Annotated in this window: 20 protein-coding genes and 2 pseudogenes; 11 read left to right on the top strand and 11 right to left on the bottom strand. The window is 70.1% G+C overall.

What is annotated here, in order from left to right; all coding sequences use genetic code 11:
* Positions 1 to 149: 149 nt before the first annotated feature.
* The 4 genes from OG395_RS58860 to OG395_RS52635 form a co-directional block, all read right to left on the bottom strand.
* Positions 150 to 554, bottom strand: a complete 405-nt coding sequence (locus OG395_RS58860; RefSeq protein ID WP_442818716.1) for a zinc ribbon domain-containing protein — start codon at positions 552 to 554, stop codon at positions 150 to 152.
* Positions 527 to 1,012 carry an RNA-guided endonuclease InsQ/TnpB family protein gene (locus OG395_RS58865; protein ID WP_442818500.1) on the bottom strand — a complete coding sequence of 162 codons (486 nt, stop codon included), beginning with the start codon at positions 1,010 to 1,012 and terminating at the stop codon, positions 527 to 529. The genes OG395_RS58860 and OG395_RS58865 overlap by 28 nt, the downstream gene beginning before the upstream one ends.
* Before the next feature lie 838 nt (positions 1,013 to 1,850).
* Positions 1,851 to 2,321 (bottom strand): transglycosylase SLT domain-containing protein, encoded by a 471-nt coding sequence (locus tag OG395_RS52630; protein ID WP_327241432.1) that lies wholly within the window; start codon positions 2,319 to 2,321, stop codon positions 1,851 to 1,853.
* Positions 2,322 to 3,838: 1,517 nt separating this feature from the next.
* A complete protein-coding gene (locus OG395_RS52635; protein WP_327241431.1) occupies positions 3,839 to 4,879 on the bottom strand; it encodes a hypothetical protein in 1,041 nt (346 codons plus the stop codon).
* A gap of 1,595 nt (positions 4,880 to 6,474) precedes the next feature.
* On the opposite strand from OG395_RS52635, the gene OG395_RS52640 reads away from it, so the two are divergent.
* The 4 genes from OG395_RS52640 to OG395_RS52655 all read left to right on the top strand — a co-directional run bounded on the left by OG395_RS52640 (position 6,475) and on the right by OG395_RS52655 (position 7,964).
* A complete protein-coding gene (locus tag OG395_RS52640; protein WP_327241430.1) occupies positions 6,475 to 7,062 on the top strand; it encodes a hypothetical protein in 588 nt (195 codons plus the stop codon).
* 226 nt (positions 7,063 to 7,288) lie between these two features.
* Entirely contained in the window at positions 7,289 to 7,630 is a 342-nt protein-coding gene (locus OG395_RS52645; RefSeq protein ID WP_327241429.1) for a hypothetical protein, read from the top strand.
* 53 nt (positions 7,631 to 7,683) lie between these two features.
* On the top strand, positions 7,684 to 7,806 hold the full coding sequence (locus tag OG395_RS52650; RefSeq protein ID WP_327249754.1) for a hypothetical protein: 123 nt from the start codon (positions 7,684 to 7,686) through the stop codon (positions 7,804 to 7,806).
* A 41-nt stretch (positions 7,807 to 7,847) separates the two neighbouring features.
* On the top strand, positions 7,848 to 7,964 hold the full coding sequence (locus OG395_RS52655) for a hypothetical protein (RefSeq protein WP_327249737.1): 117 nt from the start codon (positions 7,848 to 7,850) through the stop codon (positions 7,962 to 7,964).
* Positions 7,965 to 8,004: 40 nt separating this feature from the next.
* Here the strand turns inward: OG395_RS52655 and OG395_RS52660 are convergent, their stop codons facing one another.
* Complete coding sequence (locus OG395_RS52660) at positions 8,005 to 8,586, bottom strand: hypothetical protein (RefSeq protein WP_327241427.1); 582 nt, start codon at positions 8,584 to 8,586, stop codon at positions 8,005 to 8,007.
* 119 nt (positions 8,587 to 8,705) lie between these two features.
* Between OG395_RS52660 and OG395_RS52670 the strand changes: the two genes are divergently transcribed.
* Together OG395_RS52670 and OG395_RS52675 are read left to right on the top strand one after the other, a co-directional pair.
* Positions 8,706 to 9,197, top strand: coding sequence for a hypothetical protein (locus tag OG395_RS52670; protein ID WP_327249753.1), 492 nt, complete (start codon positions 8,706 to 8,708; stop codon positions 9,195 to 9,197).
* A 161-nt stretch (positions 9,198 to 9,358) separates the two neighbouring features.
* Complete coding sequence (locus tag OG395_RS52675) at positions 9,359 to 9,481, top strand: hypothetical protein (protein ID WP_327241426.1); 123 nt, start codon at positions 9,359 to 9,361, stop codon at positions 9,479 to 9,481.
* 205 nt (positions 9,482 to 9,686) lie between these two features.
* Here the strand turns inward: OG395_RS52675 and OG395_RS58870 are convergent.
* A pseudogene (locus OG395_RS58870) lies at positions 9,687 to 9,789 on the bottom strand (RidA family protein); the annotation flags it as partial.
* Positions 9,790 to 10,065: 276 nt separating this feature from the next.
* Between OG395_RS58870 and OG395_RS52680 the strand changes: the two are divergent.
* From OG395_RS52680 to OG395_RS52690, 3 genes and pseudogenes are all read left to right on the top strand, one after another.
* The gene (locus OG395_RS52680) at positions 10,066 to 11,124 is read left to right on the top strand and encodes an NAD(+)/NADH kinase (RefSeq protein ID WP_327241425.1); all 1,059 of its coding nucleotides are present in this window, start codon (positions 10,066 to 10,068) and stop codon (positions 11,122 to 11,124) included.
* A 184-nt stretch (positions 11,125 to 11,308) separates the two neighbouring features.
* The gene (locus OG395_RS52685; protein WP_327241424.1) at positions 11,309 to 13,153 is read left to right on the top strand and encodes a glycoside hydrolase family 15 protein; all 1,845 of its coding nucleotides are present in this window, start codon (positions 11,309 to 11,311) and stop codon (positions 13,151 to 13,153) included.
* A 389-nt stretch (positions 13,154 to 13,542) separates the two neighbouring features.
* Positions 13,543 to 13,644 (top strand): annotated as a pseudogene (locus tag OG395_RS52690) (MerR family DNA-binding transcriptional regulator); the annotation flags it as partial.
* A 132-nt stretch (positions 13,645 to 13,776) separates the two neighbouring features.
* Here the strand turns inward: OG395_RS52690 and OG395_RS52695 are convergent.
* Entirely contained in the window at positions 13,777 to 14,796 is a 1,020-nt protein-coding gene (locus OG395_RS52695; RefSeq protein ID WP_327241423.1) for an alcohol dehydrogenase, read from the bottom strand.
* A 1,347-nt stretch (positions 14,797 to 16,143) separates the two neighbouring features.
* Between OG395_RS52695 and OG395_RS52700 the strand changes: the two genes are divergently transcribed.
* The gene (locus tag OG395_RS52700) at positions 16,144 to 16,629 is read left to right on the top strand and encodes a lamin tail domain-containing protein (RefSeq protein ID WP_327241422.1); all 486 of its coding nucleotides are present in this window, start codon (positions 16,144 to 16,146) and stop codon (positions 16,627 to 16,629) included.
* A gap of 938 nt (positions 16,630 to 17,567) precedes the next feature.
* On the opposite strand, the gene OG395_RS52705 is transcribed toward OG395_RS52700, so the two are convergent.
* Positions 17,568 to 18,728, bottom strand: a complete 1,161-nt coding sequence (locus OG395_RS52705) for a DUF3103 family protein (RefSeq protein WP_327241421.1) — start codon at positions 18,726 to 18,728, stop codon at positions 17,568 to 17,570.
* Positions 18,729 to 19,328: 600 nt separating this feature from the next.
* Positions 19,329 to 20,213 (bottom strand): LLM class F420-dependent oxidoreductase, encoded by an 885-nt coding sequence (locus OG395_RS52710; RefSeq protein ID WP_327241420.1) that lies wholly within the window; start codon positions 20,211 to 20,213, stop codon positions 19,329 to 19,331.
* 817 nt (positions 20,214 to 21,030) lie between these two features.
* Between OG395_RS52710 and OG395_RS52715 the strand changes: the two genes are divergently transcribed.
* Positions 21,031 to 22,059: a serine hydrolase gene (locus OG395_RS52715; protein ID WP_327241419.1), complete on the top strand. Its 1,029-nt coding sequence runs from the start codon at positions 21,031 to 21,033 to the stop codon at positions 22,057 to 22,059.
* 184 nt (positions 22,060 to 22,243) lie between these two features.
* Here OG395_RS52715 and OG395_RS52720 read toward each other — a convergent pair whose 3' ends face one another.
* Together OG395_RS52720 and OG395_RS52725 are read right to left on the bottom strand one after the other, a co-directional pair.
* Entirely contained in the window at positions 22,244 to 22,987 is a 744-nt protein-coding gene (locus OG395_RS52720; protein ID WP_327241418.1) for an SAM-dependent methyltransferase, read from the bottom strand.
* Positions 22,988 to 23,469: 482 nt separating this feature from the next.
* A complete protein-coding gene (locus tag OG395_RS52725) occupies positions 23,470 to 24,525 on the bottom strand; it encodes a LacI family DNA-binding transcriptional regulator (protein ID WP_327241417.1) in 1,056 nt (351 codons plus the stop codon).
* Positions 24,526 to 24,681: the final 156 nt, after the last annotated feature.

The raw sequence follows: 24,681 nt of genomic DNA on the forward strand, positions 1-24,681 counted from the left end.
AGACGCCTGTCATGACATCAGCTCCAGCCCGGCTTGGTGGCAATGACGCACCAACCGCTGCCCGACGCCCTTGGCCGTGGGCCGCTCGCAGCAGTGGCCCACGCCCGCCCCCTGCTGCGACCAGACCTCCGAACTTTGCCGAACGGCCGTCACCACCCTTGCAGCACACCGATGGAGGGGACGTGTGACGACAGACCCCGGCGGCGCCGGCGGGGCCTGGGCGTGAGCTGAACGGGGCAGCCACGGTCAGCTGCCGGGCGCTCGCCCATAGCCGCGGGCAGCGACCGCAGACACTCGCTGAGATCAGCCCCCGCGTGACTCCTCCACCCCTTGAAGGGGGGTCTCGTTATGCCGGTTGGGCTTCGCGACGGGCCGGCCCGTACAACGTTCAGGGCGCCCACTGTGTCGGCGTGCGCGGTGTGGCCGCACACGGTGCAGTGGAACGTGTCCTGGGCGGGCCGGTTCTCCTTGGCGGTGTGCCGGCATGCGGGGCACTGCCGGGAGGTGCTGCGGGGGTCCACGGTCATCACGTCCCGTCCGGCGCTTTCAGCCATGGCGGTCCAGATCGCGAGGAACACCCCCAACCGGCATCGTTGATCCAACGGTTCAGCCCGGCTCTGCCCGCGGCTTTGCTGGGCAGGAAGCTGCCCGGCTGATCAGGGTCGGGCTTCGGTGCGGGGGCCCGGCTCATGTTGCGGATCTTGAGGTCTTCGTGCGCGATGAAGTCGTGTTCGCGTACGAGGTCGAGCGCGGTTTTGTGCGCGTGGTCAAGGCGCCGGCGGCGGACCTTGCGATGCAGGGCGGCGACTTTCTCCGCGGCCTTGCGGCCGTGACGCGGGTTCTCGACGAACCCGCCGTCCGAGTCGGCGAGGAAGTTGGCTATGCCCAGGTCGATGCCGACCACGCTGCCGGTCGCGGGCAGCGGATCGGGTGCGGCCTGTTCGGCGGTCAGCACGACGAACCACTTACAGCCCTCGCGCGTGACCGAGACCGTCTTGACCTTGCCGGCCACCGGCCCTTGACCTTGCCGGCCACCGGCCGGTGCTGGTGCACCTTGACGTGCCCGACCCCCTGGATGCGCATACCGGTGACCGGATCGTGCGCGGCGGCATCCCAGCGGCAGCCGTCTGCGTCCCTGGGGAAGCGGCGTAAAAACGCCCTCGGATGACGCCGTGCCCGGCGCATGACCGCCGTGCACACCGGGACCGCGTGGACGCGGCGGCCGGGCGGGGCGGTTGAGGAACAGCGAAGCCGGCCTCCGCGGTTGCCGGGGCCGACTGGTCTGGTGTGTCAGGCGGTCGCGCTGAGCGCCTTCCTGCGGGGCGGCAGTGCGAGTGCGGTCACGGCGAAGGCCGGCGCAGTGACCGCGGGCGGTGGTCAAGAAGGGCTGCGAAAGCGCCGGGGCGGCATCGGTGCAGTACACCGGCACGTCTCGGCGTCCGGCCCGGACACACCTGCGCAGCCTGCCGCTCGGCCTGCTCGTGGGGCGCTTTGGCACCACCATCCGCGGCCTCCACCGCAACAGCACCGGGCAGCGCCCGGTGGGCGGCGTTGGTACCTCGGCACAGCTCTTCCCGGAAGCGGCGCGGGGCCGGGCCGCCTCGACCGCGGCCACGATGCGTCTGCGCGCCGCACAGGGCAGGATGTGCCGCCGGTGGATGCGGGAACGCTGCCACCGGCAGGCCGGTCACGAACACTGCGCCTGCAGTGGTCCGCCCGGTCGGCCTGCTTCGAGGGCCGACCGCCCAGGTCTGACTGGGCAACTGGGGGCGGGTCCGCATGGCCGGGCCCGGACAGGTCCTGACCGGGTTCGGCTGTGCAATCGGCACGTCTTGTCAGTAGGCCGATTGTCAGTAGGCCGAGTTGACGTTGTCGATGGAGCCGTAGCGGTGGGCGGCGTAGTTGGCTGCGGCGGTGATGTTGGCGACCGGGTCGTAGATGTTCTTGGAGGTGCCGCTGACGTGGTACGAGTTGAACGTGGGGTCGATGACCTGGAGCAGGCCCTTGGACGGGATGCCCTTGGTGGCGTTGGAGTCCCAGTTGTTGATGGCGTTGGGGTTGCCGGAGGACTCGCGCATCAGGTTTTTGCGGATGCCTTCGTAGGTTCCCGGGATGCCCTTCGCGTGCATGACCTTGAGCGACTCGTTGATCCAGGTGTCGACGTTGCCGCCGCCGGACTGGGCGGGGGTGGCGGCCGAGGCGGCCGGGGCGCCTGCGACGGTGCCGGCCACGACTGCGGCACCGGCGGCGAGCATGCCCATCGAGATCTTCTTGGTCTTGGTCATGCGGGCGAACTTCGTGGACATCGCGGTGAACTGCATTCGGTAATTCCTCTTCCGTCGGGGGGTGATGCCAAGAATTGTTAATCGAGGACAAATCCCCGGTCAATGACCCCCCTTTACTAACCGGATTCGTACTGGGTGCCGGAAATGATCGGGAGAAGCGCCGTCAAGGCTGCGGACAGGGTCCCAGTGGCTCTACTATTCGGCTTCGGAGTGACGGCCGTCACGTGGCCCACTCCACACGGCAAATGCCTCAAATCGGCACAAGGGTGGCGTGGGTCACGTGACCTGCGTCATATAAAGGACACCGTATTCGCTCCCCGTAATTCCGGATAAACGCACTGTATTGATGGTGGTGTGGCGGTTATCGGCGCGAATCCGAGGGGAATCCTGATCGGGCGGCCGGCGTGTGACCGATCGCGTGCCGCCCCCTAACAACAGGGCTGATCCGGTGTCGCGTGGCCGTGTGAACGGGCTTGGCCGGGGGAGGCCTGCGAAGCCCGGGTGGGAGGGGGCGGGCGGATATCGGTGTGCCGCACGGCCTGGGGGCTGCGGTGGCCCGTGCGGTTGCGTCAACTGTTCGCGCCGCCGCCTGGACCTGCACCACCGAAAGCCGGCCCGGGCGGCGGGTGGACCCGACGAGCACCGCCAGTGGTCACCCGGGCCACCGCCGGCATCGGCACACCTCCCGTCTTGGAGGAGCTCACACAATGGGCGCCCGGCTCGCGACGCCTGGCACGCACGCTCGCTGCGTTGCCGAAATGCCCTGGTAGCTCTTTCCCCGAGCTCTCGGCTTCGCTCGAGCAGGGGAGACCCCGTCCGAGGACCTTCCAGCGCGTTGTGATCGCACGCACCGGACGCCGCGAGCTGATCGGACTCCCCTTTTGTGAGCTCCTCCTAGGCGGGCACGGCCCCCGCACCCGCCAGGCGATGGCCGTCCCGCCCCGGCGGGGCCACCGCAGGCCCCGGGGCTGAGGAGCTGCCGGCCCGGTGCACCTGGCTCCGGCCACGAGATCGAGCAGCACCTCGGCAGCGGTCCGGGAGTCACTCACCGCTGACGCGGCATCGGATTGTTCACGACTTTCGGTCTGGCTCAGTCCCTGTGGAGCGGTCACGCACTGCCCGCCGGCGCCGGCCGTGCCGAGATGATCGGTTTTCACCCCTCGACGAGGAACCGGGGCCCAGGATGAGCAGCTGGTTGCCACAGGTACGTGAGGTCCTGGCTCGGGGCGGGCGCCCGGACCAAAGAGGGACACGAGCCGCCGGCGATCCCTGTTCGAAAGGACCGGCCCCGCCACGCACGACGCTGCGGAGAGCTTCCTGCAGGAGTTCGGCGGTCCGACCGTGAGCATCAGCGGGCCAGGGATCGGTTGTGCACGCACACCGTTCGAGCCGGACCCGACGGAGCCGGCCACGCGAAGGCGATGTCAGCCCAAGACCGCCGGCTGGCGGGGTACCGCACGCAAGGAGAAAGGGGAGCAGCGAGGACTGAGGTGGCCCGGCCCTCGCTGCAGCCCGCACGCACACCGGAAACTGTGCTGCGTATCGCTACGTCATCAGGCAGAGCAGTACGCGAACGCCACTGCGCCAAGGACGTCATCGGTGGGATTGTCGAAGGCGACAGTCCAGCTGTCGCCGAAGGTATTGGTGGTGGTCTGCAGAGAGGCACCCGGAACAACTCCGTAGCCCGAGCCCCACCCGCCGGAGACAGCCGTCTGGCCCGCAGGGCAGACGGCCGTACTCTCCACATGAATCCCGCCCGCAGGCACATTTACGAGGGGTCCCTGCCATTGGGTGAGGCTGGCGATACCGCTAGGGCCCTGCTCACCCTGCTTGCCCTGCTCGCCTTGCTTGCCCTGCTCGCCTTGCTTGCCCTGCTCGCCCTGCGCACCGGGTGTGCCCTGCTCGCCCTTCGGTCCCTCTGGTCCGGGCTCGCCCTGCTTGCCCTGCTCACCGGGTGTGCCCTGCTCGCCCTGCTTGCCTTGTGCGCCGGGCTCGCCCTGCTCGCCCTGCTTGCCTTGTGCGCCGGGCTTGCCCTGCTTGCCCTGCTCGCCCTGCGCACCGGGTGTGCCCTGCTCGCCCTTCGGTCCCTCTGGTCCGGGCTCGCCCTGCTTGCCCTGCTCACCGGGTGTGCCCTGCTCGCCCTTCGGCCCTTCTGGTCCAGGCTGGCCCTGCTGGCCCTGCTCACCAGGTGTGCCCTGCTCGCCCTGCTGGCCCTGCTCACCGGGTGTGCCCTGCTCGCCCTGCTTGCCTTGTGCGCCGGGCTCGCCCTGCTGGCCCTGCTTGCCTTGTGCACCGGGTGTGCCCTGCTCGCCCTGCGGTCCCTCTGGTCCGGCCGGACCCGGCTCACCCTGCGGGCCTGGGGGGCCCGTAGGGCCGGTCGGACCCCTCTGGCAGCGGTCCTTGCCTTTGCCGTCATGCGGCCTGTGCTTGCAGTTGTCGCCTCCGCCGTCCCCCGGGCCGGAGGCGATCGTGGGTGCACCAGGGGCCCGGGCCGCCGCCGCAGCCGTGCTGCTCACCCCGGTAGTCAGGACCAGCGTGAGTGCGGCGATCGTGCCGCCGGCCACCCATCGGCCTCGTCGGGGCTGGGATCTCATCTGGGCCCGTGTCCTGTTGGCAGGACGCATGTGAGTGCTCCTTGGTTCGATCGTTTCGGGAATTCCAAATCCGAAGTCAAGGAGGAGCTTGAACCGCGCGCAGCCGGTCGGGCATCAGACTCCGTCGCGACGCGCCGATGATCAGTACAGCAGACTATTTGTTACGTGATCCGCGCCGGCGTGACGGGCAGGAGACGGAGAACGGCCTCGACGATGCAGAGGAGCACAGGGCCGCGATCTTCTGGTGCGCGCCGCGTTCGAGGGGTTCACAACTGTTGGGCCGGCACATCGTTTTGGCGAGCATGGGCACGATGGGGTGATCGGCGCGATGAGCTGCGGGTATGCCCGGCGGGGTGTGGGTGACGTTCTCGGTGCGATCTGGGACGCCGGGTGTGGTGTCAGCAGTCGGGGCCCCCGTGTCACCAGCGAGATGGTTCGGGGCCTCCCCGTCGCCTCTGGCCACACCCATATGGCCGGGTCGTAGGGATTCCGCCCGCCTGGGACGGAGCGCATACGGGATATGCGTCGCCGCCCGGGATGCGAAAGCGGAGGACCAGTGCGCCCAAGACCGTTCGGGGCGTGCCGGTGAGCCAGGACTCACTCCTGCTCACTGCCCAGGAACGGTTCGCCCATCGGTTCCGGATCGGGACCTGTCTCCGGCGTGCGGTCAAGGGGCGGTGACCTGTCACGGCTCGGACCGCAGGTGCGACTGCCTGCGTCACTGCGCGCCACCCGGGGTTGTTGGATGAGTGCCGGTGTCACCTCCGGCCGGGGCCGGGTGTCCTGTCGCGCCGGTCCTTGACCGGTCTGACCGAAGGCCGGCCGGTGCCGCGGCGTTGCGGTCGAAGCCCCCGCGCCTGCGGCCAGGAGGGGGCGGGGTCCGTCGACGTGGCGACCTGAGCCGCATGGGCCGATGCTTCCACGGCCATGCTCCAGCGCACCGGCAGGCGGATCGGCGGGCCGGAGGCCTCTTAGGCCTGCGGGCCGGTCGAGCGGGGCCAAAGTGTCGTTGTCCTCAGCAAGGCCGGGCCGTCGCTTCAGGAGCAAAAGACTCCGATGAGACGGGACAGGCGCCATCCGCGCAGAAGGGAATCGGTGCCGTGCGGGCATTCCACGCGTGCAAACGTTCAACCGCGGCGCCCACGGCTCCGAGGCACCGGACCGAACCGGATGATCGCGACGACGGCCGCCGCCGTCACCCCGCCCGGCGCCGCCACGGTCGTCCACCGCGCCGACAAGGGCAGGCCCGCATCCGGTCGCACGCGCTGTGGTCGGTCGGGGTGGTGGGGTGGGTGCCGGTGACGGCTGTTCAGGGCGGTGGGGTGAGGTTTTTCGGTGTGCGGGGCCGGGCGACATGCTGCCGACAGGGTGATCGGGCGTCATCAAGTCGCCCAGAAGGCCTAATCGTGTGCCAAATAAGCTTACTTTCATATGTATTGACGGTATGTCATGTGCTGATCGATGCGCGGCGCGGGGCGTGCGTACACCCGGTCGGCCCTCTGGTGATACGTCCGAGATGCCAGTTAAAGGCGCCATAAGTACGTTCGTCACAGGCCGGTTGCCCGGCCGACCCTCAGAGACAAGGGAGAAGTGACATGAAGACGCGTACCGTCGCCGTGACCGCCGCCGCAGTGGGCGCCGCGGTCATCGCCACTACCGGCATCACCTATGCTTCGGCCGCCGGATCCACCCCGGCTGCTGCCCCGTCCGTCCAGCAAGCCGCCCCGGCTGCTCAGCAGGTCGCCCCCGACGCGGCTCCGCTCGGTGGTGAAGGCGGTGGCAACGGGGGCAACGGTGGCAAGGGGAACGAGGGCGGCTACGGTGGCGGCAACCGTGGCGGCAACGAGCGTGGCGGCAACGAGCGTGGTGGTTTCCGCCACAAGGAGGAGGGCCGGATCTTCATCAACGAGCGCTCCTACTCGGCTCGCGGTGAGGACGGCTGCATCACGGTGGTCAGCGGTCTGGGCGCCCGGAGCTTCAACGTCCGTAACGACAGCCGCCGCACTGTTGAGTTCTTCCGTGGGGCAACCTGCGACAACGGTTCCCCGGTTGCGACGGTCGGTCCCTGGAGCACCAGCAACGGTGTCTTCACCCGTCACCACATCCGTGGCGGCGTGTTCGTCAAGAACGGTGTCGTGGGCAGCTTCCGGGTCGTCCGGGACCACTACGACAGGGAGTGGTAGGAGACCACTACGACCGGTGGTAGAGCAGGGTCTGCATGACATGGAAACCCCGGCCCGTCGGAATCGGGCCGGGGTTTCCGGCATGCGGGGGTATCCCTCGGCGCACCCCCGGACCCCCCCGCACCCGCTACGCCCTGCCCGGCGTTCACCGAGCGCCCCGCACGACCCCGTCACCCGTGTCCGCCTCCAGGGCGTCGGGCACGTCAGGTTGCACCAGCACCGACCGGTGGCCGGCAACGTCAAGACGATCAGCGTCAAGCGTGAAGGGCGGCGCTGGTACGTCATCCTGACCGCCGGGCAGACCGCGCCTGAGCCGCTTCCCCGGACCGGTTCCGTGGCCGGCATCGGCATGGGGACAGCGAACTTTCTCGCCGACTCGGGCGGCGAGTTCGTGCCCAACCTCCGTCACGGAGCGAAGGCCGCCGCCAGGCTGGAAGAGGCCCAGCGGGCCCTCGCCCGGGTGCAAGCGGGGCAGCAAGTGTCGGCGCAAGGCCGTGGAGACGGTGGCGCGGCTGCACCGCAAGGGTCCGCCCTCAGCGCCTGGACCACGCGCACGAGACCGCGCTGAACCTCGTAGGCGAACACGATTTCATCGCGCACGAAGACCTCCAGATCCGCACCATGAGCAAGGCGCCGGCCCCGGAGCCGGGCCCCGCCACGCCGGGCAGCTTCCTGCCCAGCGGGGCCGCGGCCAAGGCCGGACTGAACCGCTCGATCGCTGATGCCGGATGGGGGTGTTCCTGACGATCCTCACCGCCAAGGCAGCATGCGCCGGACGGGAAGTGATGGCCGTGGCCCCCTGCAACGCCTCCCGGCGGTGTCCTCGGTGCGGGCACATTGCCAAGGCGGCTCTGTTCACGAGAACGCGTTCTGGCTCGCTTTCCGTGACGCGTGCACGGTGAGTGATCTCCACTGGGAGACCGGTGGGACCGACGATGGGTCTCAGGTGCAGATGATGGGGCAGCCACGCCGGATCGAGTGCTGGGCAGCGCGCAGGAACAGTGCGACGTAGAAGGCTGTGTCCAGGTCCTTGCTCCACAATCCTGTTCGAGTAGTGGCCAGTTCCTTTGCCTGGTGCCTGAACCACATGCTCAAGTCGAGGTTGTCGCATGTCGCCGGGGTTTCGGGTGGCAGATCGATGACTGCCGCCAGCTTCTCGGCGAGCGGTAGTACCCGGGGAGCGCCGGCGACCATGGACTCGTAGTCGCCGGAGTCGATGGGCAACCAGATCTCCTCATCGAGCGAGAAGGGCACGAGCACGGTCCAGCCGCAGAGGATCTCCCATTCCTCTCGTGACAGGTGCGTCTGGCACAAGGCGAGGAACCCGGTCATGGAAGAGGCCAGCTTCTCCTCGAAGGCTTGCCCTGAGCCAGCTGCGAAGTCCGTCTCTGGGGGTACGTCCTGGTAGGGCGGCAGGCCCCGCCGCCTGAGTTCAGCGTTGAGAGCCGAAGCAACTTCGCCCCATCCCTCTTCCTCCTCACCGAACCATTCCTCCGCGCCGACGCTCACCAGGTACACACCCATGCGGGGAAGTTACAGCGCGCATCTGACATCGATCAGTGAGCCAACAGGACTCGCTTGCGTAAGAGAGCGAAGCCGGCCCGGCCGGACATCTGTCTCTTGAGCATCTTGATGCGATTGACGTGCCCTTCGACGACGCCGGAGTTCCAAGGCAGGGTGAGACCGGCGACGACCGCGTCGCGGTCTTGATCGATGCCTGCCGCGAGAGCGTGGAGGCTGGGCAGGTCGTCCTGGCGGACGGCGTCGGGCCATTGTGGGAGCCGTTCGCCCCGGCGCTCTGGCGGCGGTGTCCGACGCGTTCGCCCGGCTGCCGGCGGACGCCGCCTGCGTGCCGACGCCGCTGGGCCCGCTGCCCGTCTGGCTCGGGGCTGTGGCAGCAGCGTTGGACGCCGGTATACACGCCTGGGGTCATCGCGGTCGCGACCGGCCAGGACCTGCCCCTGGAGCAGGAGTTGGCCGAGGGGCTGTGGGCTGCGGCGGATCAGCTCGTCGACCGGCTCCTCGACTCCTTCGGTGTCTTCGCCCCGGCCCTGCAGCAGGCGCGGGGCGGCGACCGGGCAAACACGCTGCCGGCCTTCGTCGGACGCGACCCGCACTGGCGCCCGGCTGCCTGAAACACAGGCCGCAGTACCCGCCGGTCCCCACTGTCTTCGTTGACGGGGGACGGCGAGAAACCGCACAGCGAGCGAGCGACCACAAAGCGGTTCCGCCACCGTGGTGTCACAGCGGCGACGCCCGGCGGCGAAGAGAAATCGCCCCGGACCACGCCTACCCCATGCACGACGCCTACGTCTCGGAGACCGAAATGGCCCCGGTCGGGAAGTTTCTTGCGGGCGAGGCCGCACGATTTGGTGCCGACATCCGGGTGTTCGAAGCAGCGGAGAACATCGGACTGTGAAGGCCCGAGCGCTGCCCCAGGACGAATTCCTGGTGGCGCGACGAGCCCGGCGGACTCGTTCACCTCGGCCCTCGGGCGCTGTCCGGACGGCGACGGCGCAGGCGCGGGGAGCACCGGGATCGCACCGGCGGGACGGCCACGACCGGCGGCTCGAACACGGTTGGCGGTGGCCCGCCGTGCGTACACCCGATTCCGCTCTTCATACGGGGTCGGCGAGGCCGCACATGAGCATCGTGGCAGCAGGCCTGACCTTGCCGAAACGGCCGGCACAGGACCGGCCGGCAGCCCTCGAAGCCGGCCCGGCCGGGGCCGGCAGCAACCCCCCATGGGAAACCCGGCGGCCACAGTGCGCAACGAGCCAGCCCGCCGCACCCTCGCGGACCGGTCCGCCGCCCCCTTGCGGACCGGCTCAGTGGGCGAGGACTCCTGCGCCCGACCCCCGCCCCGCCCCTGATCAGGCGCACCCTTGTCCCCGGCGTGCCACCACCCGCACCGGGCGGTGGCACGCCGGGGACAAGGGTGCGCCCCGGGGAGGATCTGTTGCGATCTGCGCGGCGGGTGGGGGCGGTCTACGGTGAGAAGTGATGCCTTTGAATCGGCTGGGTCTGGTTGTCCACCAAGGCCGGCCCGCCGCCGTCGCGGCGGCGCGGGCCGCCCGCATGTGGTGTGCCGCGCGCGGCGTCGCCTGCACCGACATCGACGTGTGGCGGGACGGGGAACCGCGGCACGGAGGCCAGGAGGAGGCCGAGGCAGCGGGCCATCCCGAGCTGATCATCACGTTCGGCGGTGACGGCACGTTTTTGCGCGGGGCGCGGATCGCCGCCAAGGACGGGGCGGCGGTGCTGGGCGTGAACGTGGGCCGGCTCGGCTTCCTGACCGAGATCACCACCGACCAGGTGGAGGACGCCCTGGACGTTCTCCACCGCGATCAGGCGGTGATCGAGGAGCGGATGGTGCTCACGCTGCGCGCGTCGCGCCCGCTTCGGACGCCCGTCGGCCTGGACACGGTGCTGTGCTACGGGCGCGGTCCCGCGCTGCCCGCCCCGGCCGTGCGCCCCGCCGGGGCGCAGCCGGTCGGCTGGGGTGTCGCCCTGGACGTCACCGCCGTCAATGACGTGGTCCTGGAAAAACTCGCCCGCGACCGGCAGGCGAGCGTGGCCGTGTACCTGGCCGGGCAGCTGCTCGCCTCCTACTCGGCCGACGCGGTGATCGTGGCCACCCCCACCGGCTCGACCGCCTACAACTTCGCCGCGGGAGGGCCGGTTCTGGACCCCGCCGCCGACGCCATCGTCTTCACCCCGGTCGCTCCGCACATGGCCTTCGACCGCACCGTGATAGCCGCAGCCGACGAGGCGGTCGTGGTACACGTGCTGCCGCATTCCGGCCGGGTGGCCGTGAGCATCGACGGGCAGACGCGCGGAGTACTGGAGCCGGGGGACTGGGTGGCAACCTACCGCGCACCGTACCGGCTGCGCCTGGCCCGTCTGGCACCGCTGGAGTTCTACCACCGGCTGCGCGAGCGCTTCCAGCTGGCCGACGCCCCGGCGGCCGCCGTCGACCAGACCCCCCTCTTCCACCGGCCCGACACCCCGCCACCCGACGATCTGGCCCACCTGCGCCGGCCCACGCCGCCCGCCGCATGAACGCACGGCCGGTGATTGTGCCGGCTCTGCGAGGCCGGCGAACCGCCGACGCAGTCACGGCACGCCACACGGCGGTGGCGGCTGAAGCGGCAGAACGCAGGAACAAATACGTGGCGATTTAAACTGTTATCAGGGTTGTTTTCGGCTTCGTGGCGGTGGCGTCGCGTTGGCAGGGAGGCCTGGCATGGCGTTCGAGAGTGCCGGATGCAGTGGAGACGGGCAAGGGGCAGGCTCCCCGCGCTACCTGCCGATCGCCGACCACGGCCTGATCGGTGACCTCCGTACCGTCGCGCTCGTGGGCACCGACGGCACGATCGACTGGTACTGCTGCCCGCGATTCGACGCACCCAGTGTGTTCGGCTCCATCCTGGACGCGGACCGGGGCGGATCGTTTCAGCTGGCTGCCGACGTGCCCGCGCGGACCCGCCAGTTCTACTTTCCCGACACCAATGTGCTGATCACACGGTTCTTCGCCCCGGACGGGGTGGGCGAGATCCAGGACTTCATGCCCATCGGCGACGAATCGGGCGAGGTCCACCGGCACCGGCTGATCAGACGCGTGCTCTGCGTCCGGGGCTCGCTACCGTTCACCGCGCGGGTGGCTCCCCGCTTCGGATACGGGACCGAGCCGCACAGCGCACGCCTGGAGGGCGACAGGGCGTACTTCGAATCCAGGAACCTGTCCCTGGCGCTGACGGCCACCGTGCCGCTCGAATGCGACGGCACGGACGCCTGGTCGCACTTCAAGCTGCTGGAGGGTGAGTCCGCGGTCTTCGCCCTCGACCGGATCGGGGCCGAGGTCGCTCTGCGGGGGTGTGCCCGGCGCGAGGCGGAGGACGAGTTCCAGGCCACGGTCCGCTTCTGGCGGCACTGGCTGAGCGCCTCGCGCTACCACGGACGGTGGCGGGAGATGGTGCACCGCTCCGCGCTGACCCTGAAGCTGCTCGTCTACGCACCGACCGGCGCGATCGTGGCTGCGCCGACGACGAGCCTGCCCGAGGAGATCGGATGCGGGCGTAACTGGGACTACCGGTACACGTGGGTCAGGGACGCCGCCTTCTGCATCTACGCCATGCTCAGGCTGGGCTTCACCTCGGAGGCCGAAGCATTCATGGGCTTTCTGTCCTCCTGCATCATGTGCGAGGACGAGACCACCGGACCGCTGCAGATCATGTACGGCATCGACGGACGCCGCGAGCTGCCCGAACACGAACTATCGCATTTCGAGGGCTACTTGGGATCGTCCCCGGTGCGGGTGGGAAACGCCGCCGCGACCCAGCTCCAGCTGGACATCTACGGAGCGCTCATCGACTCCATCTACCTGTACGACAAGTGGGGGCAGCCCATCAGCAGCCACCGCTGGGACGAGGTCGGCGCCGTGGTGGACTGGGTCTGCGACCACTGGGACCAGCCCGACGAAGGCGTGTGGGAGATCCGCGGGGGACGACGGGACTTCTTGTACTCGCGCCTGATGTGCTGGGTGGCGATCGAGCGGGCCATGCGCATGGCGACCCGGCGCGGCCTGCCGGCCGATCTGGTCCGCTGGGGGCAGAGCCGTGACGCGATCTACCGGCAGATCATGAGACGCGGCTGGTCGGCCGAGGCCGGTGCCTTCGTCCAGCAACTGGACGGCGACGTCCTGGACGCCTCCGTGCTGATGATGCCCCTGGTCAAGTTCGTCTCCCCGGTCGACCCGAAATGGCTCGCGACGCTGGACGCCCTTGGCACGAAGCTGGTCGCCGACTCGCTCGTCTACCGCTACGACACGGGAGCCAGCCCGGACGGCCTGCCGGGCACGGAGGGCACTTTTTCGATCTGCTCATTTTGGTACATCGAAGCCCTCACCCGGGCCGGCCGCCTGGAGGAGGCCCGCCTGGCCTTCGAGAAAATGCTCACCTACTCCAACCATCTCGGCCTGTACGCAGAGGAAATCGGACCGACGGGAGAACAACTCGGCAACTTCCCGCAGGCCTTCACCCACCTCTCCCTCATCAGCGCCGCATTCAACCTCGACCGCGCCCTCGGCTGAACCCGCAGGACCCGAGGGACGCCTGAACCCGCCGCTCGACGCCGCCCGGCCTGCGCCCACGGCCGTCGCGGTTGCGCGAGGAGGTGCGCTGCAACGCCGAGGGCGCCACGATCGGTCACCGGCCCGAGGAAGGCGGCGGACTGTGCGGTGGATGCCCCCCTGGTGGTGACGCGTCCCGGCGCACCCACCCCAGCCGCATACCGCTGCCACGGGCGGTAGACGCAGGTCGGACCGCACAGGGGGCCGACGGCGCCGGCCGGCGGGGCGGTGCACGCACACGAAGGGCCCGGCGGGGCGCAGATTCCGGGTGCCGGGCTTGAAACGTTTGCTGCGGCAGCTTCCACCGTCCTTACCTGCCGGCCCGCTGAAGCACTCGTGAGGGGGCGGCGATGACCTGGCCGATCGCGGAGGTTGCCCGGATGCCGGGCGTGACGGTCCGGATACCGCGGCACTACGACGAGATCGGCCTGCTGCCACCCGCCCGGATCGGCCGATACCGGTTGCGCCGCCGGTTACCCCCGCAGAACCCGTGCCGTCCGCCATCCCGGTCAGGGGAGAAGGGGATGCGATGCGGCAAGGGAAGGCTCGCCGATCCGCTCCACGCACCCGGTTGCAGCCGGCGGTCAGTTGCCGGTGGTGAGCACCATGCGGAAACGGGCTGCGCCGCTGAGCATCCGCTGGAAGGCGTCGTCGACTTCCTCCAGCGGCACCGTCTCCACCATCGGCTTCACCCCGGTCTGCGCGCTGAACGCCAGAGTGTCCTGGACGTCCTGGGCGGTGCCGGACGGGTGGCCGTGGACGGAGCGGCTTTTTCCGATCAGCTGCAGCGGGCTGATCTGCAGCGGCTCGGGGGTAACACCGAGGACGATCAGCTGCCCGCGGTGACGCAGGCCGTCGACGGTGGCAGACATCGCGTCGGAGTTGGCTGCCGTGGCGAGCACGACGCGGGCGCCCCCCAGCGCTTGGAGGGCTTCGGCGACGTTGGCGGCGCTGCTGTCGATGTAGTGCCGGGCGCCGAGCTCTCGGGCCAGCGGCTCCTTGTCCCGGCCGCGGGCGATGGCGACGGTGTCGAAGCCGAACTGGTTGGCGTACTGGACTCCGAGGTGTCCCAGACCGCCGACGCCGAGGATCGCCACGAGGTCACCAGGCCGGGCAGAGCTGTGCCGCAGAGCGTTGAACGTGGTGACGCCGGCGCAGCCGAGCGGCGCGGCCAGGACGGCCGGCAATCCGTCAGGAATGCGCGAGAGCGCGGTATCGGGGGCCACCATGGCGTCGGCGAAGCCGCCGGGATAGGCCCAGCCGGGAACCTGAAGGTTCTGGCAGTCGATGAAGTCGCCCTCACGGCAGGGCAGGCAGTGGCCGCACTGGCCACCGAACCAGCCGACCTCGACACGCTCGCCGACCTGCCATCCAGTCACCCCTTCGCCGAGGGCGTCGATCCGCCCGGCGACCTCGTGGCCGGTGACCAGCGGGAACTGCACGCCGGGAAGGCCGGCGTAGACGAAGCCCGCATCGGTGTGACAGATGCCCGACGCCTCGACGGTGATCCGGACGTGGCCGGGGCCGGGCTGCGGCAGCTCCCGCTCGACGATTTCGAACTTCTCGCCCGCGGCGCTGACCTGGGCGACACGCATCGTGTTCATGGATCTCTCCGTTGCAGGGCAAAGGGACGGGGGAGGCATGAGACCGGTCCCATGCCGGCCGAAACCAAGGCTCGTACGGCTGTTCCAGGGAACGGAATTCCCGAAAGGCATAACCGGTCAAGAGATTACTGTTCAGGATATTCCCGATCCCCTGAAAGACCCGGCAGGCCGGGCGCACGAAGAACTCCCGGAAAAGAATGTCCGTGCCGTTCCAGGTCCTGACCGGCCGATCATGCGCGGAGCCGGACCATGACGGCTGCGGCTGCGGCCGTGCCGAGGAGGACTGTCCGGCTTCTTGCGTGCCCGGCCCGGCCCGGGCCGGGCAACCCGGACCGCGCCCGGCACCGGCTCCGACAGTGCCCGCCGCGCGCGGAACCGTGCACCGGCCGAGCGTCTCGCCCATGCCGAGCGGGTAATTCTCCCGGGCGTCACCATGTGGTGCCGCTGGAGAATCCCTCCCTCGTCGCGCAGACCATCCCCGATGTCATCCGCCTGCACCCGTTGGAAGCCGTCCCGGGCGGACCACGCGCTCGCGTCGATGAAGCCGGCTCCTGACGGGTCGTCGGCTGAACCACCCATCCGCCCGCCGTAGCGGTGGCGCTACCGAAACAACCGCCCTCCGCGTGATCATTTCTCTTGTCGTCGGTGCGTCCTCGCCGGGCCGGCCGACCACGTCGCCGGGGTCGACGTGCGCAACCGCGCACGCTCGGCCCGGGTATTCGTCAACATGCCCGATCCGCTCCCGGCCCGAGCCGGGAGCGGTGGATGTGACCCGTGGCCGCCCTGTCGTAGGGGGCAGTCGGCGGCATGAGCAGAGCCGTATCGAACCGAGTCGGCATGCTCGGTCGTTTACGGCCGAGTGGTTGACGCACGGGCGATCCGTACGACCGGTGGGGATCGGGCCCCGCGAACGCCCCCCGCTCCTCATCCGGACATGCGAGCCCGCCGGCCTCGAACCCCGCACTTGGCGGGCGGATGTTCGGCCACACGACGGGTGTCTGAATTGCGCGGCATTGTGGCTGTTACCGATGGGCGTGCTGCTGGACGGGCGGCGTGCGGGCCGGTGCGGTCGGGGTGCCTGAGGGGCCGGAGAGGCTTCCTTCCGGCCTCGGGGCGGATGCGTGGATCCGGCAGCCGATGTCAGGGGCACGCCCGGGCGGGATGTGTGAACAATGCAATCGCGAGTTACGGAAATGTCCGCATTAAGTAACACGAACCGGAGTCGCTGCCGGTGGCGGGGGAGGTGCTCCAGGCTGTGGGTTCTCGGCCTGAGAGGCCGGGACCCGCACCGCGCAGCATGGCCCTTGACCGGGCCCTGGGCGCCCTTACCTGCTTGAGGGGACATCAATGTCTGTTTCTCGTACCGTCCGCCGCATTGCCGCTACCGCCCTGGCGGCCGGCTCCGTCGTCGCCGCGGCGGCGATGCCGGCATCCGCCGACAGCGGCCACGGCCACGGATACGGGCACGGCCGCCACGAGTCGTACTCCACGGTTGTCCTCGGCGACATCCAGTACAACAGCCCCGGCCGCGACGACTGGTCGAACCGGTCCCTGAACCGGGAGTGGGTGGAGGTCACCAACACCGGCCGCCGCGCGGTCGACCTGGACGGATGGACGCTCTCGGACCGCGACGGCAACCGCTACCGCTTCGACGACCTGCGCCTGCCCGGCCACGCCACGGTCCGCGTCCACACCGGGCGCGGCTACGACACCCGTCGGGATGTCTACCAGGGCAGCTGGGACTACATCTGGGGCAACTACGCCGACAAGGCCACCCTGCGCGACGACCACGGCCACACCGTGGACACCCAGTCCTGGGGCTACCGCCGCTGACCGGCCCCTGCACCGCCACTGACCAAGGGCGCACCTTCTGACCCCGGCGTGCCGCCCTTCCGAGTCGGCGTGCCACCACCCGCACAGGGCGGTGGCACGCCGCTCTCGTATGCCGGCGGCCGCCGGGTTCTCGCCGCTTGTCCTGCCCCTGGAAATGCTGCTGGGCCCTGGTCCAAGAGCCCGGGCGTACGCATCCCGAGGGGCCGAAGGTGCGCACACCAGGGCCCGACTGCCGCGACGAGCGGCACGTCACGGGGTCATGCCCCGGGGCCGGCGAAGACTCACAGGCGCTGGCTACGAGGACGCCTGGCGTACGGTTCACCCCCTGCCGGGCTCACCCCGGCAGGTCACGTGACCGACCGGGGCTGCTCGGCCATTGCGTCGAACGGCCCCGGGTCCGCGGTGGGGGTTCACAACTGCTGGGCAGACACACCGTTTTGGCGAGCATGGGCACGATGGGGTGATCGGCGCGATGAGCTGCGGGCATGCCCGGCGGGGTGTGGGTGACGTTCTCGGTGCGATCTGGGACGCCGGGTGTGGTGTCAGCGGTCGGGTCCCCGTGTCACCAGCGAGATGGTTCGGGCCTCCCCGTCGCCTCCGGCCACACCCATATGGCCAGGTCGTAGGGATTCCGCCCGCCTGGAACGGAGCGCATACGGGATATGCGTCGCCGCCCGGGATGCGAAAGCGGAGAACCAGTGCGCCCGAGACCGTTCGGGGCGTGCCGGTGAGCCAGGACTCACTCCTGCTCACTGCCCAGGAACGGTGACGAACACCCCGGCGGGAGCAATTCCGGCCGGACGGGGCAGCGTTTCATCAAAGCGGTGCCCCGTCCCGCCCGCCGCGTCATGAGTCCTGAGCCGGGCCAGGGCCCGAACGATGAGAGTCCGGGCCCTGGAGGTGGCGGCGAGGAGGCGCCGCAGGTTTGAAAAGGGAGGTCAGAACTGCTGGACCCAGTACTTGGAGACCTGCATCCAGCCGTTGCCGCGAGCTCCGTGCAGGGTGCCGGTGGAGTTGACCGCGAGTGTGTACCAGGAGTCCACATAGTCGGGGTCGTTGGTGTACCAGGACGTGGGGATGGCGTCCAGGACCGCGTTCACCAGGGGCACGTACGCGCCCTGGTCGGTGATCGTCAGCAGCGCGTTGGCGATGGCCTTGGTGAGCGCGGCGTAGTTCGTGTCGCCGTCGTCCTCCATCATCACCACGTCGGCCAAGTTGTACTTGTAGTTCGACCAGTTCACCAGGATCTGGTTCGGGTAGTACGTGTGACGGTCCGTGTCCAGGTAGGGCATGTCGACCGAGTCCACCCGTACCTTGCCGTCCAGCCCGAAGCCGCTGACCAGCGAGAAGATCTCCGCGTCACCCGAAGTCCACGGCTCCTCGTCGTCGTTGAGGTACACCGCGTCGACCTTGGTCGTCCAGAAACCGCCGGTCGCCGCCGTTGCGCTCGCCGCCGTCCCCCGGTCGGCCGCCGGTGTGGTCAGGCCGTCCTTCGCCAGCTCCTTGTCCAGCAGGTCCAGGCCCGCCGCCACCGCCTTGGACACGTCCAGGTCGATCACATACACCGCCTGCTGCGGCGCCTTCGTCGCGTCCAAGGTGTGCGCCCGGCCCCGGCTGTCGTACGCCGTCACCGTCGCCGCGTCGTCATCCTGCGTCGTCACCGCCACCAACGGGCTTGTCCCCGCAGTCAGTTCCTTCTTCATCGCCTGCGTGCCCAGCCGCAGCCGCAGCAGTGAACCCACACTGCTGTCCAGCCCCTTCGCTGTCACGATCCGCCGGTCGGCGCCGGCCACCGCGCCCGCCAGCCCCTTGCCCGCCGCGCTTGCCGCACCCGCGGTCACCGCGCGCAGATCGACCTCGTTCGACTTCAGTACCGCCGAACGCAGTTCCTCCCGCCACTGAACGTTCGCCAGCGACGCGGCCACTGCCTTTGCCGTCCGGTCCTCGACGCGGGTCACCGTCGACGACGAAGCGGCCGCCGGGGTCTGCGGCCGTGCCGCTGCGCCCGCCGCGGGTGCGGCGGCGCCCGCCAGCGCGACGACCGTCGTGGCGCACAGGGTGAGCGCCAGGGCGTTGCGTCGCGTCATACGTCTGTTCAAGGTTCCTCCTGTGAGCGTGCGGCGCCCCGTGTGGTGGCGGGGCGCCGGCGAAAGGGGGGTGCGCGTTCAGGATGAAGCCGTGTTGCCGTCGGCGGATCTATGCGAGTAGAACTCGCGATGACTAGCATGTGCATGTCGGGTGTGCTGTGCAAGAGGGTGTAATCGATCCGTGAACGGCCGTGACCGCAAAGGATGATGATGGTCCGTCAGCTACTTGGCTGCGCGACGCCGTGAATGTGAGGAACTTCGCCCGGCGCGCGGGTGAGATCCCAACGGGGCCGTCGGGGATCTCGGAGGCCCTGTACGAGGATCACGCCGGGGCAGGACGGGCCGCCAACTGGACGCGGTCGCCCCGAGTGCCGCTGCAATGGCCTCGGGGCCGGCGCGGCCGGCCACGCCACCGGCCCCGGCGGCTGCTCGCCGATCGCGGCTACGACTTCGACACGTAGCGGCGCCTCATTCGCGCGCGCGTGGGGGCACCCGGAAGAGCGCCCGCCGCGCCACCCCGCACGGCATCGACGCGCAGCTCACGGTCCGCAGCGTTCCCGGGAAAGGCGCGGCCTGGTCCTGGAAATGCCCGCCGGGCCCCTGCGGCACCTTTCAAAGTTCCAGCGCGGCAGCCAACCGCCGCCAGTGCTCCCGGGGCAGGGCGGCTTGATCGCCGGCCGGGGCCAGCGTCTGCACGGCGACGTGGTCGGCGCCCGCGTCGAGGAAAGCATCGATCCGCTCGCGCACCCGTTGCTCGTCACCCCAGCCGAAGAGCGTGTCGATCAAGTGGTCGCTGCCGCCGCCTGCGAAGTCGTCCTCGGTGAACCCCAGGCGCAGCCAGTTGCTGGTGTAGTTGGGCAGGAGCAGGTAGAACGCCAGCATCCGGCGGGCGGTCGCCCGTGCGCGGTCCGGATCGGCCTCCAGGACCACGGTGAACTCCGGTGCGAGCAGCGGGCCCTTGCCGAGCTTCTCACGTGCCTGGGCGGTGTGTTCCGGGGTGACCAGGTACGGGTGGGCGCCCGCGGCGCGGTCGCGGGCGAGCTCGAGCATCTTCGGACCGAGGGCGGCCAGCACCCGGCGGCCGGCCGGGACTCCGGCCGCGTCCAGTGCGCTCAGATAGTCGTTCATCGCCGCGTACGGGCGCTTGTACTGCTCGGCGAGCCTGGCGTGGCTGACTCCGAGGCCGAGCAGGAACCGGCCGGGGTGGGCGGCCTCCAGGGCGGACCAGCGGGCGGCCGTGTCCTGCGCCTCGTACTGCCAGATGCTGAGGATGCCAGTGGCGACGGTGATGGCCGAGGTCGCCTCGATCAGCGGGGCCGCGTGCTCGACGCCGCTGCCGCCGAGCCACAGGGCGCCGTAGCCGAGTTCCTCCAGTTCCGCGGCGGCCTCGGCGACTTCCGTATCGCGGGACGAGTCCGGGGCGTGCAGAGCCGTGGTCCACAGACCGTACCGGCCGATTGCCCTGGCCCGGTGCGCGCCGCTGTCGCTGAAACCCATGGGTCCGTCCTGCCGCCGGGTGAGTGAGGTTCGACGTCGGTTGTACCAGCGACGGCAGACCCGTCTTCGTATTCCGCCGGTGAGCGGCGCGCCCTCGCCGGCCTGCCGGGTGCGCAGCGTCGCATGCCGCTCGGCGAACCTCCGGCGAGGAGCGCATCCGGTCCTGCCCGGACGAGACGGTCCGTGCCGGCCGAACGCGCGCTCTCGACCGAGTCGCCGCAGCAGCAAAAGGGCTTCTTCCTCGGCCGTTCCCGTCATTCCCGTCCGTCGTGGGAGAGGAACCGTTCCTGGGCAGTGAGCAGGAGTGAGTCCTGGCTCACCGGCACGCCCCGAACGGTCTTGGGCGCACTGGTCCTCCGCTTTCGCATCCCGGGCGGCGACGCATATCCCGTATGCGCTCCGTCCCAGGCGGGCGGAATCCCTACGACCCGGCCATATGGGTGTGGCCGGAGGCGACGGGGAGGCCCCGAACCATCTCGCTGGTGACACGGGGGCCCCGACTGCTGACACCACACCCGGCGTCCCAGATCGCACCGAGAACGTGACCCACACCCCGCCGGGCATGCCCGCAGCTCATCGCGCCGATCACCCCATCGTGTCCATGTTCGCCAAAACGATGTGCCGGCCCAACAGTTGTGAACCCCGTCATGGTCGCTGTGAGCGGCTGGACCCGCACGAAAAGGTCATTGATGACCTCATTGAGCGCTACTTCCTCATGGTCCTTTTATGAGTGGGTGTGTGCGGAATCACGAACTGCGTCACGTAGCTGTTACGTGGGACATAGCTATTTCACGGATGGTCTTTTTATCCTCGCGCCATGTCTCGCCATTCGTTCGCTCCGCTGGTCGCCACGTTCGCCCGGCACCACTCTTCGCGCTACGCCCTGGCCGCGCTCGCGCTCGTCATGACCGGCTGGGCGGCGACGGGCGGCTTCGCCGACGCGGCCAGGGCCGACGCGGCCAGGGCCGTTTCGCGGCCGGGCCCGATGGCGGAGCCGGCGCCCGGCGTCGCCCGGGCGGCCGCGAGCCTCACGCTGCCGTCCGCGCCGGCCACGGTGGCGCACTCGCCGTCGGTGTCCGCGGCGGCCCTGCGGACCGCCGGGACCGGTGTGGCTCCCGGTGTGGCTCCTGACCAGGCGCTGGCCCGGCGGCTCGCGCCGGTCGTGGCGGCCACCCCCGCCTCGCTGTCGGTGGCGGTGCTCGATCCGGCTGACGGCCGCGCGGCACGGTACGGCGTGCGGGCGGGGACGACGTACGACACGGCGAGCATCGTGAAGGTCGACATCCTGGCGGCCCTGCTGCTCAAGGCCCAGGACCAGCACCGCGGGCTCACGGCGCAGGAGAAGGCGTCCGCCGCGTCCATGATCCGGATCAGTGACAACGCGTCCGCCGACGCGCTGTGGCGCGTGATCGGCCAGGCGCCGGGCCTGGACGCCGCCAACCGCAGGCTCGGCCTGACCGGCACGACCGGCGGCGGCGACGGGCACTGGGGGCTCACCCAGACCACCGCGACCGATCAGCTCGCCCTGCTGAGCGCCGTCTTCGGCACCGACTCCCCACTGGACCAGGCGTCCCGCGCCTACCTGCGCGGCCTCATGGGCGGCATAGCGGCAGACCAGGACTGGGGCGTTTCTGCGGCCGGCCCCGTCACCGGCCTGAAGAACGGCTGGCTGCAGCGGACCGCGACAGGCCGCTGGGACGTCAACAGCATCGGTCTGGTCCGGGTGGACGGACACGACCGCCTGGTGGCCGTGCTGTCGCGGGGCAGCGTCAGCATGGCGGACGGCGTCCAGCTGGTGGAGAAGGCGGCCAAGGCGGCCGTCCAGGCCCTGGACGGGACGGCCTGACCCCGCACCGCCACCAGGGCCCCGCACCCGCCGGCTGCCACGGCTCCCGCGGCCCAGGTCGTGTCCTGGCACGTCCCCTCGTCCTGCCCCGGGATCACCGGCCCTGCAGCGCAAGCGGCTGGGCCGGCCGCCGCGTCGCAGCGGTGTGATCTGCCGGGACGGGCCCTGAAGCACCGGGGCTGGTTCACGGGCGGTCGGACGCCCGGCGCAGGACCAGACAGACGAAGCCCCAGGTGTCCCGGTAGACGCGCAGCCATTCGGAGCGGCGGGTGGTGGCTGTCGTGAGCGCGTGCGAGCTGTCCGGATCGGCAGGGTGGTCCAGGGCCCATGAGGCCAGCGACCCCCAGCAGGCCCATTCGTAGTCGTCCAGCTCACGGCGTGTGCTGACGTGCCCGTCGACAGGAGTCCACCCGTCGGCGACGACGCGGTCGACGGTGGTCGCCAGGTCGGTGAAGTCCCCGAGCATCTCGACGGCCTCCTGGGAAGGGGCACGGTCCCAGAACCCCTCACCGATAAGGACGCGGCCGCCGGGAGCCAGGTGCTTGCGGGCCGCCGCGAGGGTGGGGAGCAGACCGCCGAAGGCATGCGTGGCCCCGACGCTGAGCACCAGGTCGAACGAGTGCGAGGAGACGAAGTCCCCGGCCTCCTGGTGATGGAGGGTCAGGCGCTCTTGGACGCCGAGGTCGCTCGCGGCCCGGCGGGCCTGTGCCAGGGCGTCCTCGGAGATGTCCACGCCCTCGGCGTGCAGGCGCGGGCGCGTGGCCAGGGCGCGCAGGAGCCACTCCCCGCCGCCGCAACCAAGGTCGAGTACACGCTCGTCGCCGCGCGGGAGCCCCCGTTCCAGCAGCCGGCGCACCGAGTCGTCGTCGAGCGGAGACTTTATCGGGTGATCAGCATGGGCGATCCTGGATATCTGTTCACGGTTCACCGGCGCAGTTTGTCAACACCGCAGGTCACGCGCACCTCGATTTCGTCCGCGGGCTGGAGCCCTTCGCGGCAACCGCCGATCCGCAGGTCTTGATGCTGATGCCCCGTACCGGCACGGACCCGTGTCCCGCCCGGGACCCCGTCCCCGACCGCGGCCACAGTACGCAGGCGCGGTGGCCGGCCTCCTCGCGGATCCGGTGGATGAGGACAAGCGCCGGCATGTGGGGGAGAGGCAAGCAGGACAAGCACGAGCCCACGCCGGCCGGGCTCCTGTCGTCGGTGCGGGCTCGCCGGCCCCGCCGGTCACGTCGCCGGGGTCGACGTGCGCAACCGCGCACGCTCGGCGTGGGTTCTCGTCAACGGACCCGTACCACAAAGGGCTTGACCTCCCTGGCTGGTGGATGCGACCCGTGACCGCCCTGTCGTAGGGGGCAGTCAGGAGCGCGACAAGGCGTAGACGACTGAGCCGACAAGCTCGGTCGTCTACGGCCGAGAAGCTGACGTACGCAGTGTGGACCTCCGGACCACGACGGTGCACGGCACCATCACATTGCGCGGTGTTTTTCCGTCCAGGACATCGATCAGCATCGTCACGGATTCGGCGCCCAGGCGGCGTGCGTCCAGGCTCAGGGCGGTCAGCGGTACATCCCAGTCCTCGGTGCCGCAGGACTGGTCGCTCTCGCGCATCACGCTGACCATCAGGTCGTCGGGGATGCGCAGGTTCAGCCTCCGGGCCGCGATCACCAGGGCCTGGCCGTATGTCTCGTTGAGGCCGTGGACCGCGTCCGGGCGGTCGGGGCCGGACAGAAGCCGTAGCGCCGCCTCCACCGGATCCTCGGCGGCAGCCGGTGTCTCGACGAGCGCCGGCCGGCCGGCCGCGGCGCACCACTCGCGGTAGAGGCGCTCGCAATCCTGGGTGTACGCGTCGGGTTCCGGGCCCGACAGGAGGCCGACCCGTCTGGCGCCGGAGTCCCGCAGGTGGTCGAGGACTTCGGCCATGCCATGTTCCAAGTCGCTCTCCACGGTGGGTACATCCTCGTATCCCGGGTCGATGGGGCGGCCGTCGGTGACCACCGGCATGCGGCGGCGCGCGCAGTCCGCGAGCAGCGGGTCCTCCCGTACCGGGTCGACGATGATGAGGCCGTCCATGGGGACGCGGGCCCACAGCCCGGAGGCCGGATCGCTCGGGACGACGACGAGGGCGTAGTCCCGCTCGACGGCGGTCATGGTGGCGCCGGCGGAGAACGCCGCATAGTACGGGCGGTAGGTGCCGGCCCACGGGCGGTCCGACATATGGCCTACGGCCAGTCCGAGGATGCCGGTGCGTCCGGAGACCAGTCCGCGGGCCACGGGGTCGGGGCGGTAGCCGAGTTCCTCGGCGGCGCGGCGGACGCGCTCGCGGGTGGCCGGGGCGATCTGGCCCTTGCCGTGCAGGGCGTGGGACACGGTGGTGATGGACAGGCCGGTGGCCTGCGCCACGTCGCGGATACCGATCCGCCGGCCGACCTCCCCGGCCCGTGTCGATTTCCGGCTGGTCATGCTTTGGTCGCCCCTCCGTGTCATCCACCGAGCTCCAACGCGCGGCGGCCTCAAGAGTGCCAGAGAACGGTCTGTCCGCACCCTCGAACCCCAAAACGTTTTTCTTTCGCTGACCTCGAGGTCTTGACGTACAAAAACGTTTTGGGCAATGTGGCG

Source organism: Streptomyces sp. NBC_01320, from assembly GCF_035974375.1.
Classification (GTDB): Bacteria; Actinomycetota; Actinomycetes; order Streptomycetales; family Streptomycetaceae; genus Streptomyces; species Streptomyces yanii.

Coding starts and splice junctions, on each gene's coding strand:
- OG395_RS52640 (WP_327241430.1), top strand. CDS start 6,475: ATGAAGACGCGTACCGTCGCCGTGACCGCCGCCGCAGTGGGCGCCGCG.
- OG395_RS58860 (WP_442818716.1), bottom strand. CDS start 554: ATGGCTGAAAGCGCCGGACGGGACGTGATGACCGTGGACCCCCGCAGC.
- OG395_RS52725 (WP_327241417.1), bottom strand. CDS start 24,525: ATGACCAGCCGGAAATCGACACGGGCCGGGGAGGTCGGCCGGCGGATC.
- OG395_RS52710 (WP_327241420.1), bottom strand. CDS start 20,213: ATGGGTTTCAGCGACAGCGGCGCGCACCGGGCCAGGGCAATCGGCCGG.
- OG395_RS52660 (WP_327241427.1), bottom strand. CDS start 8,586: ATGGGTGTGTACCTGGTGAGCGTCGGCGCGGAGGAATGGTTCGGTGAG.
- OG395_RS52675 (WP_327241426.1), top strand. CDS start 9,359: ATGCACGACGCCTACGTCTCGGAGACCGAAATGGCCCCGGTCGGGAAG.
- OG395_RS52655 (WP_327249737.1), top strand. CDS start 7,848: ATGGCCGTGGCCCCCTGCAACGCCTCCCGGCGGTGTCCTCGGTGCGGG.
- OG395_RS52635 (WP_327241431.1), bottom strand. CDS start 4,879: ATGAGATCCCAGCCCCGACGAGGCCGATGGGTGGCCGGCGGCACGATC.
- OG395_RS52695 (WP_327241423.1), bottom strand. CDS start 14,796: ATGAACACGATGCGTGTCGCCCAGGTCAGCGCCGCGGGCGAGAAGTTC.
- OG395_RS52700 (WP_327241422.1), top strand. CDS start 16,144: ATGTCTGTTTCTCGTACCGTCCGCCGCATTGCCGCTACCGCCCTGGCG.
- OG395_RS52650 (WP_327249754.1), top strand. CDS start 7,684: ATGAGCAAGGCGCCGGCCCCGGAGCCGGGCCCCGCCACGCCGGGCAGC.
- OG395_RS52715 (WP_327241419.1), top strand. CDS start 21,031: ATGTCTCGCCATTCGTTCGCTCCGCTGGTCGCCACGTTCGCCCGGCAC.
- OG395_RS52630 (WP_327241432.1), bottom strand. CDS start 2,321: ATGCAGTTCACCGCGATGTCCACGAAGTTCGCCCGCATGACCAAGACC.
- OG395_RS52680 (WP_327241425.1), top strand. CDS start 10,066: ATGCCTTTGAATCGGCTGGGTCTGGTTGTCCACCAAGGCCGGCCCGCC.
- OG395_RS52685 (WP_327241424.1), top strand. CDS start 11,309: ATGGCGTTCGAGAGTGCCGGATGCAGTGGAGACGGGCAAGGGGCAGGC.